This window comes from Enterobacter cloacae complex sp. P13B, from assembly GCF_014895915.1.
In the GTDB taxonomy this organism is placed as follows: domain Bacteria; phylum Pseudomonadota; class Gammaproteobacteria; order Enterobacterales; family Enterobacteriaceae; genus Enterobacter; species Enterobacter bugandensis.
This window is the reverse complement of record NZ_JADBQN010000037.1, coordinates 1-18,469: the sequence shown is the minus strand read 5'-3', so window position 1 is coordinate 18,469 and position 18,469 is coordinate 1. Positions and strand designations below refer to the sequence as shown.

Sequence of the window (18,469 nt, the reverse complement as noted above, 5' to 3'; positions counted from 1 at the left end):
CATTACTCGCGGTGATAGGGGTGGTTGGTAGTAATGCTCCACGCGCGATACAAGCTTTCCGCCACCAGGACCCGCACGAGCGGGTGGGGCAGCGTCAGCGCAGAGAGAGACCAACTTTGTTCTGCTGCAGCTTTGCAGGCGGGGGATAACCCTTCAGGTCCGCCAATCAACAGACTGACGTCGCGGCCATCCTGCTTCCAGCGCTCCAGTTCATGCGCCAGCTGCGGCGTATCCCAGGGTTTACCTGGAATATCAAGGGTGACGATGCGGTTCTTGCCTGCGGCAGCAAGCATCAGTTCACCCTCTTTGTCGAGAATACGTTTGATATCCGCGTTCTTACCGCGCTTCCCGGCGGGGATCTCCACCAGTTCGAACGGCATATCTTTGGGAAAACGACGCAGATATTCAGTAAAACCGGTTTGTACCCAGTCCGGCATTTTGGTGCCGACGGCGACCAGCTGCAACTTCACGCATTAACCCCAGAGTTTTTCCAGCTCATACAGGCGACGGCTCTCTTCCTGCATGACGTGGACAATCACATCGCCGAGATCCACAACCACCCAGTCAGCGGTCGCTTCACCTTCAACGCCAAGCGGTAAGAGTCCTGCTGCGCGCGATTCCTGAACCACATGGTCGGCAATCGAAACAACATGACGCGTAGAGGTACCGGTGCAGATAATCATGCAGTCGGTAATACTGGATTTACCCTTAACGTCGATAGCGATGATGTCCTGACCTTTCAGGTCATCAATTTTGTCGATAACAAAATCCTGGAGTGCTTTACCCTGCAAGTTTTCCCCCTGGGTGAATGAGATTGTACAACTATGAATTCGTGGCCAGACAGTATACCTGAACTGACGCCCCTGTCGGGACAAATGTCACCGTCCGGGCTTTTGAAGGCGGGTATCATCCCACCCTCCGCCTGAGATTGCATCGCCATTTTTGTAAAACAATTTCTGTAAAGCAACGATCGGCGGGAAAGTCTGGCAGCGGAGGATAACAGTATGGCTTAACCTGTCAAGGCAGGATAATCAATATGCTGCTTTTTATGCCCTCCGGCTATTTATCTGCGGTTTTCTGATACAACCCGTGCGTATGAATATACGCCAGCACCGGGGCAGGCAGCAGATCGTCACAGGCTAAACCCTGCTGTAAACGTTCGCGAATAACGGTCGCAGAGATGTCGAACCACGGCGTCTCCGCCAGATAAATCTTCCCGGCGGGCTGGTTGTGAAGATCTTCAACGTTATCGGTGAGATGGTCTTCAAGCCACTGCTGATATTGCGCTTCGCGCATGGTCAGCGGGTAGCCCGGACGGCGGCAGACGAGCAGGTGGCTGTTCCCCAGAATGGTTTCATACTTGTGCCACGTGGGGAAGTTGAGCAGGGAGTCCTGACCGATGATAAAGGCGAGCGGCTGGTCAGGCCCTTGCTCGGCCCGCCACTCCTGCAGCGTTTGCGACGTCCACGAGGGGGTGTCGCGACGCAATTCCCGTTCATCCAGCCTGAAGAGCGGCTTATCCGCGATAGCCAGAGCGAGCATCTCTTTGCGCTGCTCGCTGGTTGCTTCAGGCTGGGGGCGGTGCGGCGGAACATTATTGGGCATGATGGTAACGCGCTGCAGGCCGATCAGATTTGCCAGAATTTCTACCGGCTTCAGATGCCCGTAGTGTACCGGGTCAAAGGTGCCGCCATACAGGGCCTGTAAAGAGTGCATACTATCCATCAATAAATACGTCAGCCAGCGCCTTGTGGCAGAGCAGCAGGGAAAGGCTTTCCAGCTCCGCCCACACCGACTGGCCGTAATCTTGTTTTAGGGTGAGCTCGGCGCGCATCAGAAGCTGCACCGCCTGGCGCAGCTGTTCATGGCTCAAGCGGTTGATGGCCTCGGTGGTCATTGCCCGCCGGTTTTGCCACACCCGGTGTTTATCAAACAGGGAGCGTAACGGCGTATGGGCCGACTGGCGCTTGAGCGTTATCAGCAGCAACAGCTCGCGCTGCAGCGTGCGCAGCAGAATGACGGGTTCACTGCCCTCCAGGCGCAGCTGCTGGAGAATATGCAGGGCGCGTTTGCTTTTCGCCGACAACAGAGCATCCACCCAGTGGAACGGCGTGAAGTGTGCGGCATCGTTAACCGCCTGCTCAACGCGCGGTAAAGTCAGCTTGCCGTCCGGCCAGAGCAGGGAGAGCCTGTCCAGCGCCTGTGCCAGTGCCAGCAGGTTGCCTTCATAGCAGTAGCAGAGCAGTTGGTTCGCCGCATCGTCCAGTTGAAGGTTGTGCTGCTTCGCTCTCGCGGCGACCCATTTAGGCAGGTGCGCCTGCTCAGGCGTCTGGCAGGTGACCAGCACCGCGTGGGTCGCGAGCTGGGTGAACCATGCCGCGTTTTCCTGCGCTTTGGTGAGCTTGCTGCCGCGCACAATCAACAGCAGATCGCTGTGTAACAGGCTGACCAGCGTGGCGAGTTGCTCATTGATGGCAGCGTTAGGGCCGTTCTCCGGCAGCAGGATCTGGATTGTCTGGCGCGACGCAAAAAGGCTCATCGCCTGACAGAGTGAGAAGAGGGCGTTCCAGTCGGTGGCGTTATCCACCTGAACGGTATGGTGTTCATCAAAGCCCTGAGCCGCGGCCGCATGCCGCACGGCATCCAGGCTTTCCTGAAGTAGTAACGGGTCGTTTCCGAGCAGCAGATACGCCGCGCGCAGCCCTTCATTGAGCTGCGCGCGGAGTTGTTCAGGATACAGCCTGATCATCATTTACCCAGAGAGGTAGAAACAGGAGGCGTACTGGCATCCGGTTTTTCAATAATGTCAGAGCCTTCTCGGTTAGACGCTGCAATACCCGGCAGTTTGCGGATCAGCTGTTCCGCCGCCTTGTCGTACATTTCGTTGATGATAATCTGCTGTTCGGCATCTTTTGCCAGCGCGGTTTGCGGGTTATCAAAGAACGAACGATACACTTTTGCGCTGATCGGATAGATGTCTTTACCCGGGATCAGTACAGCCGCGTTGACCGACAGCACCATCTGATATTCAGCCGTGCGGCCGTCCTGGAAGATGGACGCCGTATCCTGGCCCAGCGTCATTCCCAGTACGCGCAGAGACGGTACATCCTGGCGCAGCGTACCTTTCTCAATAAGCTCAACGCCGTTCAGGCGCAGCTGATTACGAATGGCCCGGCTGAGCGGTCCGTTTGGATCCCCGGAATCAAAGATCATTGTTTTCATCTCAGCAGGCACCGCCGTGGTATTGCGCAGGTGCCAGCCACAGCCAGCGGTGACAAGCACCGCCAGAGATAAGAGTATTGTTGCCAGTTGTCGCACGTTTCCTCCCGCGCTTAGCCAACGACCAGATTGAGCAGTTTACCCGGTACGTAGATCGCTTTACGTAAGGTAACGCCCTCAAGATATTTCGCAACCAGAGGTTCCTGGCCCGCGCGCTCGCGAACCTGATCTTCAGTTGCATCGACCGCCACGGTAATTTTACCACGGACTTTGCCGTTGACCTGGACCACCACCAGCGTGGTGTTTTCCACCATCGCTGCTTCGTCAGCCACCGGCCACGGCGCGTTGTCGATATCGCCTTCGCCTTTCAGCTCCTGCCACAGGGTGAAGCTGACGTGTGGCGTGAACGGGTTAAGCATGCGAACCACGGCCAGCAGCGCTTCACGCATGATGGCACGATCCTGCTCGCCGTCCTGCGGGGCTTTCGCCAGCTTGTTCATCAGTTCCATAATAGCCGCAATTGCGGTATTGAAGGTCTGACGACGGCCAATATCATCGGTCACTTTCGCGATCGTTTTATGAACATCACGACGCAGCGCCTGCTGATCTTCGCTCAGCGCAGCGGCGTTCAGTGCCGGAGCATCACCCTGTGCGGTATGTTCGTACACCAGCTTCCAGACGCGTTTCAGGAAGCGGTTCGCGCCTTCTACGCCCGATTCCTGCCACTCAAGGGTCATATCAGCCGGAGAAGCAAACATCATGAACAGACGTACGGTGTCCGCGCCGTAACGCTCAACCATCACCTGCGGGTCGATGCCGTTGTTTTTAGACTTGGACATCTTGCTCATGCCGGTATAAACCAGTTCATGGCCTTCAGCGTCTGTCGCCTTCACGATACGGCCTTTCTCGTCGCGCTCAACGATCGCATCAACCGGAGAAACCCAGTTACGCTCTCCGTTCGCGCCAACATAGTAGAAGGCGTCTGCCAGCACCATACCCTGGCACAGCAGCTGTTTAGCGGGCTCGTCAGAGTTCACCATGCCGGCATCGCGCATCAGCTTATGGAAAAAGCGGAAGTAGAGCAGGTGCATGATGGCGTGTTCGATACCACCAATATAGATATCTACCGGCAGCCAGTAGTTGGCGGCGTCAGAATCCAGCATGCCTTCTTTGTACTGCGGGCAGGTGTAGCGCGCGTAGTACCAGGAGGACTCCATAAAGGTATCGAAGGTGTCAGTTTCACGCAGCGCAGGCTGGCCGTTGACGGTGGTTTTGGCCCACTCAGGATCGGCTTTGATCGGGCTGGTGATGCCGTCCATGACCACGTCTTCCGGCAGGATCACGGGCAGCTGATCTTCAGGCGTTGGCATGACGGTGCCGTCTTCCAGGGTCACCATTGGAATTGGCGCACCCCAGTAACGCTGACGGGACACGCCCCAGTCGCGCAGACGGAAGTTCACTTTACGCTCGCCCACGCCCAGTGAGGCCAGCTTATCGGCGATGGCGTTGAAGCCCTCTTCGAAGCTGAGGCCGCTGAACTCACCGGAGTTGAACAGGGTGCCTTTTTCGGTCAACGCCTGCTCGGACAGGTCAGGTTCAGAACCATCGGCGGCCAGAATAACGGCTTTAATCGGCAGGTTGTATTTGGTGGCAAACTCGTAGTCGCGCTGATCGTGACCCGGAACGGCCATGACAGCACCAGTACCGTACTCCATCAGAACGAAGTTTGCTGCCCAGACCGGGATCGCTTCGCCCGTCAGCGGGTGCTTAGCATAGAAGCCCGTCGCAACGCCTTTTTTCTCCATCGTCGCCATGTCGGCTTCGGCCACTTTCGTGTTGCGGCATTCGTCGATGAAGGTCGCCAGTTCCGGGTTGTTCTCTGCCGCTTTCTGCGCCAGCGGGTGACCTGCGGCCACGGCCAGATAGGTCGCACCCATGAAGGTGTCCGGACGGGTGGTGTAGACGGTCAGGGTCTGGTCGTAGTTCTCAACGTTGAAGGTAATTTCCACGCCTTCAGAACGGCCGATCCAGTTGCGCTGCATGGTCTTAACGGTGTCAGGCCAGTGATCCAGCGTATCCAGATCGTTCAGCAGTTCGTCAGCGTAAGCGGTGATTTTGATAAACCACTGTGGGATCTCTTTACGCTCAACTTTGGTGTCGCAGCGCCAGCAGCAGCCGTCGATAACTTGCTCGTTCGCCAGAACGGTCTGGTCATTCGGGCACCAGTTAACGGCAGAGGTCTTCTTGTACACCAGGCCTTTTTTGTACAGCTCGGTGAAGAACTTCTGCTCCCAGCGGTAGTATTCCGGGGTACAGGTCGCCAGCTCGCGGCTCCAGTCATAGCCGAAGCCCAGCATTTTGAGCTGGTTTTTCATGTACGCGATGTTGTCGTACGTCCACGGTGCCGGAGCGGTATTGTTTTTTACCGCTGCGCCTTCTGCAGGCAGGCCGAACGCATCCCAGCCGATTGGCTGCAGAACGTTTTTGCCGAGCATGCGCTGGTAACGGGCGATCACATCACCGATGGTGTAGTTACGCACGTGGCCCATGTGTAGTCGACCAGAAGGATAGGGAAGCATCGACAGGCAGTAATACTTCTCTTTGCTCTCGTCTTCGGTTACTTCAAAGGTGCGCTTCTCGTCCCAGTGTTGCTGGACTTTTGATTCTATCTCTTCCGGGCGGTATTGCTCTTGCATGGCAGCCAGTGGTCCTGTGTTCAATACAGCTACAAAAATGTAGCCAATGGATGTGGTAATTCAGATCCGCATAGCATAGCCCAAACGCCCGCGTCAAAACAGCCTTTCGCGCAATTGCACTTTGCAGGAATTTACCGGGTCTGTGCTTCACCTGACAAAGCGGCGGCGAAATAAGGTCTATTATTAGAAATAGTTACTTACCCGGGAGGCAAAATGATGAACAAGGTTGCTCAATTTTACCGCGAACTGGTGGCGACACTGACGGAACGGCTGCGTAACGGCGAGCGCGATATTGACGCGCTGGTCGAACAGGCGCGTGAACGGGTGACGCAAACGGGTGAGTTAACGCGAACCGAAGTGGAAGAGGTGACGCGCGCCGTACGCCGCGATCTGGAAGAGTTCGCGCGCAGCTACGAAGAGAGCCAGGATGAGATCGCCGACAGCGTCTTTATGCGGGTGATCAAAGAGAGCCTGTGGCAGGAGCTGGCGGATATTACCGATAAAACCCAGCTGGAGTGGCGCGAGGTGTTCCAGGATTTAAATCATCACGGCGTGTACCAGAGCGGTGAAGTGGTGGGGCTGGGGAATCTGGTGTGCGAGAAGTGCCATCACCATATTGCGGTATATACGCCGGATGTGTTGCCGCTGTGCCCGAAGTGCGGGCACGATCAGTTCCAGCGTCGCCCGTTTGAGCCATAAGTAAAAGCGCAGTTTAGTTCCCTCTCCCCGTGGGAGAGGGCCAGGGTGAGGGCGTCAGGCCGCACAATAGTAAGCAAGTCTTTCCGCCAGCAAATCCACAAACGCCTCCCGGTCGATATCCACCATCAGCGTCGTATTCGGTTTATTTCCCGTCAGCGAATAGTAATCCACCACCGTCATCCCCTGGGTATATTTCCCCTGCGTCTCCACGCCAACCCATCTGTCCACCGTGGTAAACATTTCAGGCTTCAGCAGCCAGGCGATGGTGCACGGGTCATGCAGCGGCGCGCCGTGAAAGCCCCATTTCTCGGCTTTGTGATACTCCATAAAGAAGTCGAGCAGCTCGGCTACGGTTGTCGCAACCGGGTTGCCCACGGCGCGGAAGCGCTCAATATCGTCTGCCATAATCTGTGCCCGATGCGTCACGTCCAGCCCCGCCATCACAATCGGCAGGCCCGACTGGAAGACGATCTCCGCAGCCTCCGGATCAACAAAGATGTTGAATTCGGCCGCAGGCGTCCAGTTCCCCAGCCCCATTGATCCGCCCATGATGACGATACGGGCGATGTTGCTGTACAGTTCAGGATGGCTGTTCAGCAGGAGCGCAACGTTGGTCTGCGGGCCGGTAGCCACCAGGGTGACGGGCTCTGCGCTTTCACGCAGCACCTTCGCCATCAGCTCCACGGCGGTGCAGTTTTGCGGTGCAAAGCCCGGCTCCGGCAGCGCCGGGCCATCCAGCCCGCTTTCACCGTGAACGTTGTCGGCAATGATCAGCTCGCGCATCAGCGGCTTAACGGCGCCGCCTGCGACAGGAATATCGGTGCGTTTCAGCAGCGTCAGCATTCGTAAAACGTTGCGCAGGGTTTTGTCCGGCGTCTGATTTCCAGCGGACGAGGTGACCGCTTTCACGTCCAGTTCAGGGGAGGCAAGCGCGAGGACGAGCGCGATCGCGTCATCATGACCCGGATCGCAGTCGAGAATTATAGGGTGTGCCATAGCGTTCTCCATTCTTAGCATTATTTTGTGACAAGGTTAACGCTGCGATGTGACGCCGAATAGAAAAAGAGATCTAAAGCGTGAAGCAGTGCGCAATCCGCAGATTGCGCACCGAGAAGATTAGTGCAGAATTTTCGCGAGGAAATCTTTGGCGCGTTCGGATTTCGGGTTGGCGAAGAACTCTTCTTTCGGTGAGTCTTCGACAATTTTCCCTTCGTCCATGAAGATCACGCGGTTGGCCACTTTACGGGCGAAGCCCATTTCGTGCGTCACCACCATCATGGTCATCCCTTCGTGCGCCAGCTCGACCATCACGTCCAGCACTTCGTTGATCATTTCAGGATCGAGCGCTGACGTGGGCTCATCGAACAGCATCGCCACCGGATCCATGCACAGCGCGCGCGCAATCGCCACACGCTGCTGCTGGCCGCCGGAAAGCTGTGCCGGGAACTTATCGGCATGTGCAGAAAGCCCCACGCGCTCCAGAAGCTTGAGCCCCTTTTCGCGCGACGCTTTTTTATCACGCTTGAGCACTTTGACCTGAGCCAGCGTCAGGTTCTCAATAATGGACAGATGAGGGAACAGCTCAAAATGCTGGAACACCATGCCGACGTGAGAGCGAAGCTGGGCCAGGTTGGTTTTCTTGTCGTTCACTTTCGTGCCGTTAACAACAATTTCGCCCTGCTGCACAGGCTCCAGACCATTAACCGTTTTGATCAGCGTAGACTTACCGGAACCGGACGGCCCGCACACCACCACCACATCGCCTTTTTTGACTTCGGTGGAGCAGTCGGTCAGCACCTGAAAGTGCCCATACCATTTAGAAACATTTTTCAGGGAAATCATTATACCGTCCTTTTCTTCAGCCAGCTGACCAACAGCGACGCGCTTAAACTAATCACAAAATAGACCGCACCCGCGAAGAGCACCATCTCGACCTGCGTACCATCACGTTCACCTATGGTCGACGCGGTACGGAAGAAGTCCGCCAGACTCAGAACGTAAACCAGAGAGGTATCCTGGAACAGCACGATACCCTGGGTCAGCAGGAGCGGAACCATGGCGCGAAACGCCTGAGGCAGAATGATGAGCTGCATGGACTGCCAGTGCGTCATTCCCAGCGCCAGCGCGGCGCTGGACTGCCCACGGGAGATACTCTGGATACCCGCACGGATAATCTCTGAATAGTAAGCGGCCTCAAACATCGAGAACGCCACCATCGCAGAGATCAGGCGGATGTCGGTTTTCGGCGACAGTCCCAGCACATTCTGTAAGAAGCCTGGAACAATCAGGTAAAACCACAGCAGCACCATCACCAGCGGGATGGAGCGGAAGACGTTAACGTAGGCAGTCGCAAACCAGGCGAGCGGCTTAAAGCTCGACAGGCGCATGACGGCCAGCAGGGTGCCCCAGACGATACCCACGACGATAGCGATCGCGGTGATCTTGAGGGTAATCACCAGGCCATCGAGCAGGTAAGGCATGGATGGAACAATAGAACTCCAGTCAAATTCGTACATTATTTGCCTCCCAGATTGCCCGGCAGGCGTACTTTGCGTTCAACCAGGTTCATCACCAGCATGATGAAAGCGTTAATCAGAACATACGCGAGCGTGATCGCGGTGAAGGATTCCCACGCGTGAGCGGAGTAATCCAGCAGCTTGCCCGCCTGTGCAGCCATATCCACCAGGCCGATGGTTGAGGCGATGGCCGAGTTTTTCACCAGGTTCATCATCTCAGAGGTCATCGGTGGAACGATAACGCGGTAGGCGTTAGGCAGCAGCACGTAGCGGTAGGTTTGTGGCAGGGTCAGGCCCATCGCCAGGCCCGCATTTTTTTGTCCGCGTGGCAATGACTGAATGGCGGCACGCACCTGCTCGCAAACGCGCGCAGCGGTAAACAGCCCCAGACACATCATGGAGGAGACAAAGAACTGCACGTTCGGATCCAGCTCCGACTTGAACCACATGCCAATATTTTCCGGCAGCAGTTCCGGGATGACCAGATACCAGGTAAAGAACTGCACGATGAGCGGAACGTTACGGAACAGTTCCACATACAGTGTGCCAATTGTTGAAAGAAAACGGTTAGGGACGGTGCGCAGAATACCGAACAGCGAACCGACAAGAAACGCGATGATCCACGCCGTTATCGATAATGCCACGGTAACCTGAAAGCCGCTCCACAGCCAGCCAAGATAGGTGGTGTTGCCGAACGGGGCTTGTTGCAGGAAGATGCCCCAGTTCCAGTCTATTGACATAATAAACTCCAGAAAAAAGAGGGTAGCAGCGCTACCCTCGAAGATTGGTGAGAAGCTCTTTTTTCGCGCTTAGTGGGGAACGACCACTCAGCGTATATGTCTGTCCATGCTTCCCGACAATCGAGAGGGCAGGAGATCCCGCCCCTGTTGTTCTAATTAGTTAAGAGCCTTGTCATTTGGAGATTTGAACAGCGCTTTCATGTCGTCAGACAGTTCAAAGTTCATATTGAGATTTTTTGGTGGAATCGGGTTCTTAAACCACTTGTCGAACCATTTTTCCGCTTCGCCGGAGGTCTGCACCTGGGCGATAGTGTCATCGATCAGCTTTTTGAACTGCGGATCGTCTTTACGCAGCATGCAGCCGTAGGCTTCTTTGGACTGCGCGGTACCGACGATATCCCAGTTGTCTGGTTTCTTCGCCTTCGCACGTTCGCCCGCCAGCAGGGCGTCATCCATCATAAACGCGACGGCACGACCGCTTTCCAGCGTACGGAAGGAGTCGCCATGGTCTTTCGCGCTGATGATGCGCATATCCATTTTCTTCTCGTCGTTTAGCTTGTGCAGCAGGACTTCAGAAGTGGTACCGGAGGTCACAACGACCGCTTTGCCTTTCAGGTCCGCAAAATCTTTGATCGCGCCGCCTTTCTTGGTCAGCAGACGGGTGCCCACGACAAAGATGGTGTCAGAGAAGGCCGCCTGTTTTTGACGCTCGAGGTTGTTGGTGGTGGAACCACACTCGAAGTCAAAGGTGCCGTTTTGCAGCAGTGGAATACGGTTCTGTGAAGTGATTGGGATCAGCTTCACCTGCAGGTCAGGTTTGTTCAGCTTTTTCTTCACAGCTTCAACGATAGCGTTGGAGTAATCCTGTGAATAGCCCACGACTTTTTGCGTGTTGTCGTAGTAAGAGAACGGGACGGAAGATTCACGGTGGCCGACCACGATGACGCCGTTTTTGGCAATCTTGTCGAGAGTGCTGCCTGCTGCCGGAGCGTCTTCAGCGTGAACCACGCCTGCGGACATTCCCATAACCAGCATTGCTGTGGCCAGTTTACGTAATTGCATACCCAACTCCTTTCTTATCAGCGCCAGTGACGCATAGATACCCATTGTGATGTTGTTATATCTCGCGCAATGCGAGTGCAGTGTTATGCAAGCTTGTTAACATTTAGTCTGGCTTAATGTAAAGATTTTGCTGCGTTATTGTTTATTTTTGCGAAGCGCGCCGCACCATTCAGAGGCAATAATCTCCCGTTGCACCGTTTCGGTGCTAGCGACGATCTACACTGGTGCGACAAGGTTGCACGTTAAGCCAGACAGCGTTTACATGAATAAATAAAGCAACAGGCGTGCCAGAATTGAAGATTGGGAGGAAATTGCCGGGTAAGGCGCAGCCGCCACCCGGCATCAGAAGGCAAGATTATTTATGACGCTGACGCAGGCTCATCAGCACGGCGCCAAAGCCGAACAGCGCGGTCAGGATCCACAGCGGCCAGTTGCCGGTGCGGGCGTACGGCGTCAGGCCCGTGGTTGGCGTGACTTTGGTTGTCAGCACTTCACGGGTGAACTGCGGGATCATGGCCTGGATTTCGCCCTGCGGGCCAATCACGGCGGTGATGCCGTTATTGGTGCTACGCAGCAGCGGACGCGCCAGCTCCAGAGAACGCATGCGCGCCATCTGGAAGTGCTGCCACGGGCCAATCGATTTACCGAACCACGCATCGTTGGAGATGGTCAGCAGATAGTCGGTGTCCGGGCGGAAGTTATCGCGCACCTGCTCGCCGAGGATGATTTCGTAGCAGATGGCGGCCGTCAGGGCCAGACCGTGCGCGTGAAGCTGGGGCTGAACGTACGGACCGCGGCTGAAGGAGGACATCGGCAGATCAAAGAACGGTGCCAGAGGACGCAAAATAGACTCTAGCGGCACAAATTCACCGAACGGCACGAGGTGGTTCTTGTTGTACCGGTCGGTGGAGTGGTAGCTGTATTCGCTGTCTTTGCCTAGCGTAATAATGGTGTTGTAGGTGTCGTAGCGGTTCTGCTGATTCAGGCGCGCATCAACAATGCCGGTAATCAGGGTGCTGCCGCGCGCCACCAGCAGATCGTTCATCATGTTGAGGAACGGCTGCTGGTTAATTTCCAGATCGGGAATAGCGGATTCTGGCCAGATAATCAGCTGCGATTTGCCCATCACCTCTTCGGTGGCGTTGGCGTAGATCTTCAGCGTGTTCAGCAGCTCTTTTTCGTCCCACTTCATGGACTGCGGGATATTCCCCTGCACCATGGAAACCTGCATGGCGCGCTCGGGCTCGAGCGTGAACCACTGGATGTAGCGCAGCGGGAAGGGCAGAGCGAACAGCACCAGCGCCACAGCCAGCGGCTTCCAGCCGCGCGTGACGAGCGCCAGTACCAGCAGGCCGCTTACCACCATCAGCAGGAAGTTAATGGCTTCAACGCCCATTACCGGTGCCAGACCTTTCATCGGGCCGTCAATCTGGCTGTAGCCGAACTGCAGCCACGGGAAGCCGGTCAGCACCCAGCCGCGGAGGAACTCGGTAATCTGCCAGACCACCGGCGCGGCAATGGCGACACGCAGCCAGGTGGTTTTAGGCCACAGGCGAGAGAGAATCCCGGCGAACAGACCGGTATAGAGCGAGAGATAGGCGGCGAGCAGAACGACCAGGAAGACGTTAACCGGCCCCGGCATCCCGCCAAATTGTGCGATGCTGACGTAGACCCAGTTAATGCCGGAGCCAAATAGCCCCAGCCCCCAGAAGTAGCCGATCGCAGCGGCCTGTACCGGACGACGATTCAGGGTTAACCCCTGAAGCCCCATCAGGGAGAGAATGGCCGCGGGCCAGATATCGTAAGGAGAAAAAGCCAGCGTACCGCTGGCTCCGAGTATCAGCGCCAGCAGCAAACGGACGCGCTGGCGTTCAAGCAATGGGGCAAATGCCATTTACATTAATCTTCCAGTTTTGGCACCGGTGAATCGTCCGGCGTTCTGACGTGAACCTGTATAATACGTCGGCTGTCGGCCATTGCCACTTTGAACTGGTAACCGTCGATGTCAACGGTCTCACCGCGCGCCGGAAGATGGCCAAAGGCCTGCATCACCAGCCCGCCAATGGTATCGACCTCTTCATCGCTGAAGTGAGTACCGAAGGCGTCGTTGAAATCTTCAATCGAGGCCAGCGCGCGCACGGTCCAGGTGTGGCGACTAAGCTGACGGAAGTCGATATCTTCTTCTTCGTCGTACTCGTCTTCGATTTCGCCCACGATCAGCTCAAGAATATCTTCGATCGTGACAAGACCTGAGACACCGCCGAATTCATCAATAACAATCGCCATGTGGTAACGCTGAGAGCGAAACTCTTTCAGCATTCGATCCACACGTTTACTTTCCGGCACGACCACGGCCTGGCGTAACACTTTTTCCATGCTGAAGGCTTCGGCATCGCTGCGCATAAACGGCAGCAGATCTTTGGCCATCAAAATCCCTTCGATGTGATCTTTATCTTCGCTGATGACCGGGAAACGCGAGTGGGCGGATTCGATGATCACATCAAGGCACTCGTCCAGCGTCTGGTTACGTTTCAGGGTGATCATCTGCGAGCGGGGGATCATGATGTCGCGGACGCGCTGGTCGGCAATGTCCATGACCCCTTCGAGCATTTCGCGCGTATCTTCGTCGATAAGGTCGTTCTGCCCGGAATCACGAATCAGCTCCAGCAGTTCATCACGGTTTTTTGGCTCGCCGTGGAAAAGCTGGTTCAGAATGAGGGAGAAAAATCCCTTTTTACTGGTTGTCGTGTCGCTACTGTGTGAATTGTCGTCGCTCATGGCGTTTGTTAAGGGTTCTCTTGTTAGTTCAATGTTAACCGCCGCGCTATGTCCCTGCGCGGCGGCATGGTAGTCAGTAACTGACTATTCTTTCTCGGCAATGTACGGATCCTCATAGCCCAGAGCAAGCATTATCTCTGTCTCAAGGGACTCCATCTCTTCCGCTTCGTCATCTTCAATGTGGTCGTAGCCCAGCAGGTGCAGGCTGCCGTGTACCACCATATGCGCCCAGTGGGCTTCCAGCGGTTTCTGCTGCTCTTTGGCTTCCTGCTCAACCACCTGACGGCAGATGATCAGATCGCCCAGCAGCGGCATCTCAATACCCGGCGGCGCTTCGAACGGGAAAGAGAGCACGTTGGTTGGCTTATCTTTCCCGCGGTAGGTCAGGTTAAGCTCATGGCTTTCCGCTTCATCCACCAGGCGAATCGTGACTTCTGATTCTTCCTGAAACTGGGGGATTACCGCATCCAGCCATTTCTGAAACTGTGCCTCTTCTGGCATGCCGGAATTGTCTTCACATGCCAGCTGTAAATCGAGGATCACCTGACTCATTTCTGTTCTTGCTCCTGCGCTTCGCGCTTACGTTCCGCGGCCTGTTCGGCCCTGCGTTTTTGATCCGCCTCTTCCCAGGCTTCATAGGCGTTAACGATGCGCGCGACCACCGGGTGGCGAACGACGTCTTCACTGTGGAAGAAGTTAAAGCTAATTTCGTCTACCTCTGACAGCACCTCAATGGCGTGGCGCAGGCCTGATTTAGTGCTGCGCGGCAGGTCGATCTGGGTGACGTCACCGGTGATCACCGCTTTCGAGTTGAAGCCGATACGCGTCAGGAACATTTTCATCTGTTCGATGGTGGTGTTCTGGCTTTCATCGAGAATGATGAACGCGTCGTTGAGCGTGCGGCCGCGCATGTAGGCGAGCGGGGCCACTTCGATCACGTTACGTTCGATCAGCTTCTCCACTTTCTCGAAGCCGAGCATTTCAAACAGCGCGTCGTACAGCGGGCGCAAATAGGGGTCCACTTTCTGACTCAAATCGCCCGGCAGGAAGCCGAGTTTTTCACCCGCTTCAACGGCAGGACGGGTCAGCAGGATACGACGGATCTCCTGACGCTCCAGCGCATCCACCGCAGCGGCAACCGCAAGATAGGTTTTACCTGTACCCGCGGGACCCACGCCGAAGGTGATGTCATGGTCAAGAATGTTGGCGATGTACTGCGCCTGGTTCGGCGTACGCGGCTTGATGACGCCACGCTTGGTCTTGATATTGATCGCCTTGCCGTAGTCCGGCACGCTTTCCGCGCTCTGCTCAAGCACGCGCGCCTCTTTAATGGCGAGGTGGATCTGTTCCGGCTCGATATCCTGAATTTCGCCGCGCATCGGGGCGGTATCGACATACAGGCTGCGTAGAATATCTGCTGCCGCGTTGACGCAGATAGGGCGTCCGGTGAGTTTGAAATGGTTATCGCGACGATTGATTTCGATACCCAGACGTCGCTCCAGTTGTTTGATGTTGTCATCAAACGGCCCGCACAGGCTCAGCAGGCGAGCGTTGTCTGCGGGCTCAAGGCTAATTTCACGCGTATCTATGTTCAAACTGTTCCTCTTTAAATGGTTAACTGACCCGCTGCCACACGGCGCAATAGAACGGTCATTACCGAAATTATTCACGCCACAGAATAAAGGCGCAAGCGTTGCGGTAGATATTGGGGGTGATGAGAGGAAATACAAGGCCTGCCAGGAAGGCAGGCCTAAGGATCAAGGCTGGTAAATCCCAACGCCAGAATCGTTTTCTTTGCGGGTACGAGAAATAACGGATTCCGGTGACTCTGCGATACGCAGGCCCATTTCGTCCTCGGTGCGTACCACCTTCGCGCGCAGCGAGTTGGTCAGCACTTCGACAATTTCGACGTCCACAAACTTACCGATCATGTCCGGGGTGCCTTCGAAGTTCACCACGCGGTTGTTCTCGGTACGACCGGACAGCTCCATGATGCTCTTGCGGGAAGTACCTTCCACCAGAATGCGCTGGACGGTGCCGAGCATACGGCGGCTCCAGGCGTTGGCCTGCTGGTTGATGCGTTCCTGAAGAATATACAGACGCTGCTTTTTCTCCTCTTCCGGCACATCGTCAACCATATCGGCCGCAGGCGTGCCGGGACGCGCTGAGAAGATGAAGCTGTAGCTGACGTCAAAGTTCACTTCACCGATGAGCTTCATGGTGCGCTCGAAGTCATCAGCGGTTTCGCCTGGGAAGCCGACGATAAAGTCAGAGCTAATCTGGATATCCGGGCGCGCTTCGCGCAGCTTGCGGATGGTGGATTTATATTCCAGCACCGTATGCGGGCGGCCCATCAGGTTCAGCACGCGGTCAGATCCGCACTGAATAGGCAGGTGCAGGAAGCTCACCAGCTCTGGCGTATCGCGATAGACGTCAATAATGTCGTCGGTAAACTCCATCGGATGGCTGGTGGTAAAGCGAATACGGTCGATGCCGTCAATCGCGGCCACCAGGCGCAGCAGTTCGGCAAAGCTGCCGGTGGTGCCGTCGTAGTTCTCGCCGCGCCAGGCGTTAACGTTCTGGCCCAGCAGGTTCACTTCGCGAACGCCCTGCGCGGCAAGCTGGGCAATTTCAAACAGAATGTCGTCCGCCGGGCGGCTGACCTCTTCACCGCGGGTGTAAGGCACCACGCAGTAGGTACAGTATTTGTTGCAGCCTTCCATGATCGAGACGAAGGCGGTCGGGCCATCGGCGCGCGGCTCTGGCAGACGGTCAAATTTCTCGATCTCCGGGAAGCTGACGTCAACGACCGGGCTACGGTTACCGCGAACCTGATTGATCATCTCCGGCAGGCGGTGCAGGGTCTGAGGACCAAAGACGATATCCACATACGGGGCTCTCTGGCGGATCAGCTTACCTTCCTGCGACGCGACGCAGCCACCGACGCCAATGATCAGGTCCGGATTTTTCCGTTTAAGAAGCTTCCAGCGGCCTAACACATGAAAGACTTTTTCCTGTGCTTTTTCACGAATTGAACAGGTGTTCAGCAGCAGCACATCGGCTTCTTTCGCATTTTCAGTCAGCTGGTATCCGTGGGTGGTATCCAGCAGATCGGCCATCTTGGATGAATCGTATTCGTTCATCTGACAGCCCCAGGTTTTTATATGGAGTTTTTTAGTCATCGACTTGCTCAGCTCAGGATTGCAAGCCGCGTATTGTAATGCTTTGGTGGGGTTGTGACCAGTATGAAGGTTGTGTGTCTCAGGACCGCAAAAATCCGGTAAACTTAAGGGATTCTCCAATAAGGAAAATTGACCATGACACTCCAACACACCGAAGTTGCCGTTGTCGGCGGCGGTATGGTCGGCGGCGCGCTGGCGCTGGGGCTGGCGCAGCAGGGATTTGATGTAACCGTTATTGAACAGGCGGCTCCCCCGGCATTCGATCCCGCCAGCAAACCGGACGTGCGCATTTCCGCCATCAGCGCGGCGTCCGTCGATCTGCTGCGCGGCCTGGGCGTCTGGGAGGCGGTGCAGGCGATGCGCGCGCACCCTTACAGCCGCCTTGAAACCTGGGAGTGGGAAAATGCCCACGTGTCGTTTGACGCCGCCGAGCTGAAGCTGCCGCGCCTGGGCTATATGGTGGAAAACAACGTGCTCCAGCTGGCGCTCTGGCAGGCGCTGGAGGCACATCCGAAGGTGACGCTGCGTATGCCTGCGTCACTTAAGGCACTGCATCCTCATGAAAGCGGCTATTTGCTGACGCTCGACAGCGGCGATGAACTGGCCGTGAAGCTGGTCGTCGGGGCCGATGGCGCTAACTCGCAGGTCAGGGAGATGGCGGGTATTGGGGTTCATGCCTGGCAATATCAGCAATCCTGCATGTTAATCACCGTTCAGTGTGAGAATGCGCCGGGCGAAAGCACCTGGCAGCACTTTACGCCGAACGGCCCGCATGCATTCTTGCCGCTGTTTGATAACTGGGCTTCGCTGGTGTGGTACGACAAACCGGCGCGCATTCGCCAGCTGCAGGGGCTGTCGATGGAGCAGCTGCAGCGCGAGATCCTGCTTCACTTCCCGACCCGCCTTGGCAACGTGACGCCAGTCACCGCAGGTGCATTCCCGCTCACGCGCCGTCATGCTTTACAGTATGCCCGAGAAGGGCTGGCGCTGGTGGGCGATGCGGCACACACTATCCACCCGCTGGCGGGGCAGGGAGTCAATCTTGGATACCGTGACGTCGATGCGTTACTGGACGTGCTGGGCAACGCACGCGCTCACGCGGAAGCCTGGGCCAGCCATCAGGTACTGAAGCGCTACCAGACGCGCCGTATGGCGGATAACTTCATCATGCAGTCAGGGATGGATCTGTTCTATGCCGGTTTCAGCAATGACCTGGCCCCGGTGCGCATTCTGCGTAACATTGGCTTAATGGCGGCAGAGCGTGCCGGTGGGCTGAAGCTTCAGGCGCTGAAATACGCCCTCGGACTTTAATCTTAATTCCCTCTCCCCGTGGGAGAGGGGTAGGGTGAGGGCATCAGGCCGCACTATTCTGAGCAACAAAAACAAAAAAGCCCGCAGAGCGGGCTTGTTTGTTTTAAGTGGCTGGGGTGCAGGGATTCGAACCCCGGAATGCTGGTATCAGAAACCAGAGCCTTACCGCTTGGCGACACCCCAATTGCATTAAACAGACTGCTTAACGACTTTTAAATTGGCTGGGGTACGAGGATTCGAACCTCGGAATGCCGGAATCAGAATCC

Annotated in this window: 18 protein-coding genes and 1 tRNA gene; 2 read left to right on the top strand and 17 right to left on the bottom strand. The window is 56.1% G+C overall.

Going from position 1 to position 18,469, the window contains the following annotated elements:
- Window positions 1–2: 2 nt before the first annotated feature.
- The 6 genes from rlmH to leuS form a co-directional block, all read right to left on the bottom strand.
- Window positions 3–470: a 23S rRNA (pseudouridine(1915)-N(3))-methyltransferase RlmH gene (gene rlmH, locus IM273_RS16110; RefSeq protein ID WP_003858701.1), complete on the bottom strand. Its 468-nt coding sequence runs from the start codon at window positions 468–470 to the stop codon at window positions 3–5.
- 3 nt (window positions 471–473) lie between these two features.
- The gene (gene rsfS / locus IM273_RS16105; RefSeq protein WP_003858696.1) at window positions 474–791 is read right to left on the bottom strand and encodes a ribosome silencing factor; all 318 of its coding nucleotides are present in this window, start codon (window positions 789–791) and stop codon (window positions 474–476) included.
- 268 nt (window positions 792–1,059) lie between these two features.
- Window positions 1,060–1,725 (bottom strand): nicotinate-nucleotide adenylyltransferase, encoded by a 666-nt coding sequence (gene nadD / locus IM273_RS16100; protein ID WP_028012339.1) that lies wholly within the window; start codon window positions 1,723–1,725, stop codon window positions 1,060–1,062.
- On the bottom strand, window positions 1,718–2,749 hold the full coding sequence (gene holA, locus IM273_RS16095) for a DNA polymerase III subunit delta (RefSeq protein WP_028012340.1): 1,032 nt from the start codon (window positions 2,747–2,749) through the stop codon (window positions 1,718–1,720). Before holA ends, nadD begins: the two co-directional genes overlap by 8 nt.
- Complete coding sequence (lptE, locus tag IM273_RS16090) at window positions 2,749–3,318, bottom strand: LPS assembly lipoprotein LptE (protein WP_045630867.1); 570 nt, start codon at window positions 3,316–3,318, stop codon at window positions 2,749–2,751. The genes holA and lptE overlap by 1 nt, the downstream gene beginning before the upstream one ends.
- 14 nt (window positions 3,319–3,332) lie before the next feature.
- Window positions 3,333–5,915 (bottom strand): leucine--tRNA ligase, encoded by a 2,583-nt coding sequence (gene leuS, locus IM273_RS16085; RefSeq protein ID WP_048338851.1) that lies wholly within the window; start codon window positions 5,913–5,915, stop codon window positions 3,333–3,335.
- Between the two features lie 216 nt (window positions 5,916–6,131).
- Here leuS and IM273_RS16080 point away from each other — a divergent pair, with 216 nt between their 5' ends.
- Window positions 6,132–6,614: a zinc ribbon-containing protein gene (locus IM273_RS16080; RefSeq protein ID WP_028012343.1), complete on the top strand. Its 483-nt coding sequence runs from the start codon at window positions 6,132–6,134 to the stop codon at window positions 6,612–6,614.
- A 54-nt stretch (window positions 6,615–6,668) separates the two neighbouring features.
- On the opposite strand, the gene rihA is transcribed toward IM273_RS16080, so the two are convergent.
- From rihA to miaB, 10 genes are all read right to left on the bottom strand, one after another.
- Complete coding sequence (gene rihA / locus IM273_RS16075) at window positions 6,669–7,610, bottom strand: pyrimidine-specific ribonucleoside hydrolase RihA (protein ID WP_028012344.1); 942 nt, start codon at window positions 7,608–7,610, stop codon at window positions 6,669–6,671.
- A 120-nt stretch (window positions 7,611–7,730) separates the two neighbouring features.
- Entirely contained in the window at window positions 7,731–8,456 is a 726-nt protein-coding gene (locus IM273_RS16070; protein ID WP_014883001.1) for an amino acid ABC transporter ATP-binding protein, read from the bottom strand.
- Window positions 8,456–9,130, bottom strand: coding sequence for a glutamate/aspartate ABC transporter permease GltK (gene gltK, locus IM273_RS16065; RefSeq protein ID WP_028012346.1), 675 nt, complete (start codon window positions 9,128–9,130; stop codon window positions 8,456–8,458). Before gltK ends, IM273_RS16070 begins: the two co-directional genes overlap by 1 nt.
- Window positions 9,130–9,870 carry an amino acid ABC transporter permease gene (locus IM273_RS16060; protein WP_028012347.1) on the bottom strand — a complete coding sequence of 247 codons (741 nt, stop codon included), beginning with the start codon at window positions 9,868–9,870 and terminating at the stop codon, window positions 9,130–9,132. The genes gltK and IM273_RS16060 overlap by 1 nt, the downstream gene beginning before the upstream one ends.
- A gap of 156 nt (window positions 9,871–10,026) precedes the next feature.
- Entirely contained in the window at window positions 10,027–10,932 is a 906-nt protein-coding gene (locus IM273_RS16055) for an amino acid ABC transporter substrate-binding protein (protein ID WP_014831086.1), read from the bottom strand.
- 355 nt (window positions 10,933–11,287) lie between these two features.
- Entirely contained in the window at window positions 11,288–12,826 is a 1,539-nt protein-coding gene (gene lnt / locus IM273_RS16050) for an apolipoprotein N-acyltransferase (RefSeq protein ID WP_193051157.1), read from the bottom strand.
- A gap of 5 nt (window positions 12,827–12,831) precedes the next feature.
- Window positions 12,832–13,710 (bottom strand): CNNM family magnesium/cobalt transport protein CorC, encoded by an 879-nt coding sequence (gene corC, locus IM273_RS16045; RefSeq protein WP_021242574.1) that lies wholly within the window; start codon window positions 13,708–13,710, stop codon window positions 12,832–12,834.
- 84 nt (window positions 13,711–13,794) lie between these two features.
- On the bottom strand, window positions 13,795–14,262 hold the full coding sequence (ybeY, locus tag IM273_RS16040) for an rRNA maturation RNase YbeY (RefSeq protein WP_003858677.1): 468 nt from the start codon (window positions 14,260–14,262) through the stop codon (window positions 13,795–13,797).
- Window positions 14,259–15,305: a PhoH family protein gene (locus tag IM273_RS16035; RefSeq protein WP_028012349.1), complete on the bottom strand. Its 1,047-nt coding sequence runs from the start codon at window positions 15,303–15,305 to the stop codon at window positions 14,259–14,261. Before IM273_RS16035 ends, ybeY begins: the two co-directional genes overlap by 4 nt.
- A gap of 162 nt (window positions 15,306–15,467) precedes the next feature.
- Window positions 15,468–16,892: a tRNA (N6-isopentenyl adenosine(37)-C2)-methylthiotransferase MiaB gene (gene miaB, locus IM273_RS16030; RefSeq protein ID WP_028012350.1), complete on the bottom strand. Its 1,425-nt coding sequence runs from the start codon at window positions 16,890–16,892 to the stop codon at window positions 15,468–15,470.
- Between the two features lie 135 nt (window positions 16,893–17,027).
- On the opposite strand from miaB, the gene ubiF reads away from it, so the two are divergent.
- Window positions 17,028–18,203 carry a 3-demethoxyubiquinol 3-hydroxylase gene (gene ubiF, locus IM273_RS16025; RefSeq protein WP_193051159.1) on the top strand — a complete coding sequence of 392 codons (1,176 nt, stop codon included), beginning with the start codon at window positions 17,028–17,030 and terminating at the stop codon, window positions 18,201–18,203.
- A 108-nt stretch (window positions 18,204–18,311) separates the two neighbouring features.
- On the opposite strand, the gene IM273_RS16020 is transcribed toward ubiF, so the two are convergent.
- Window positions 18,312–18,386 (bottom strand) — tRNA-Gln (locus tag IM273_RS16020).
- Window positions 18,387–18,469 lie beyond the last annotated feature (83 nt).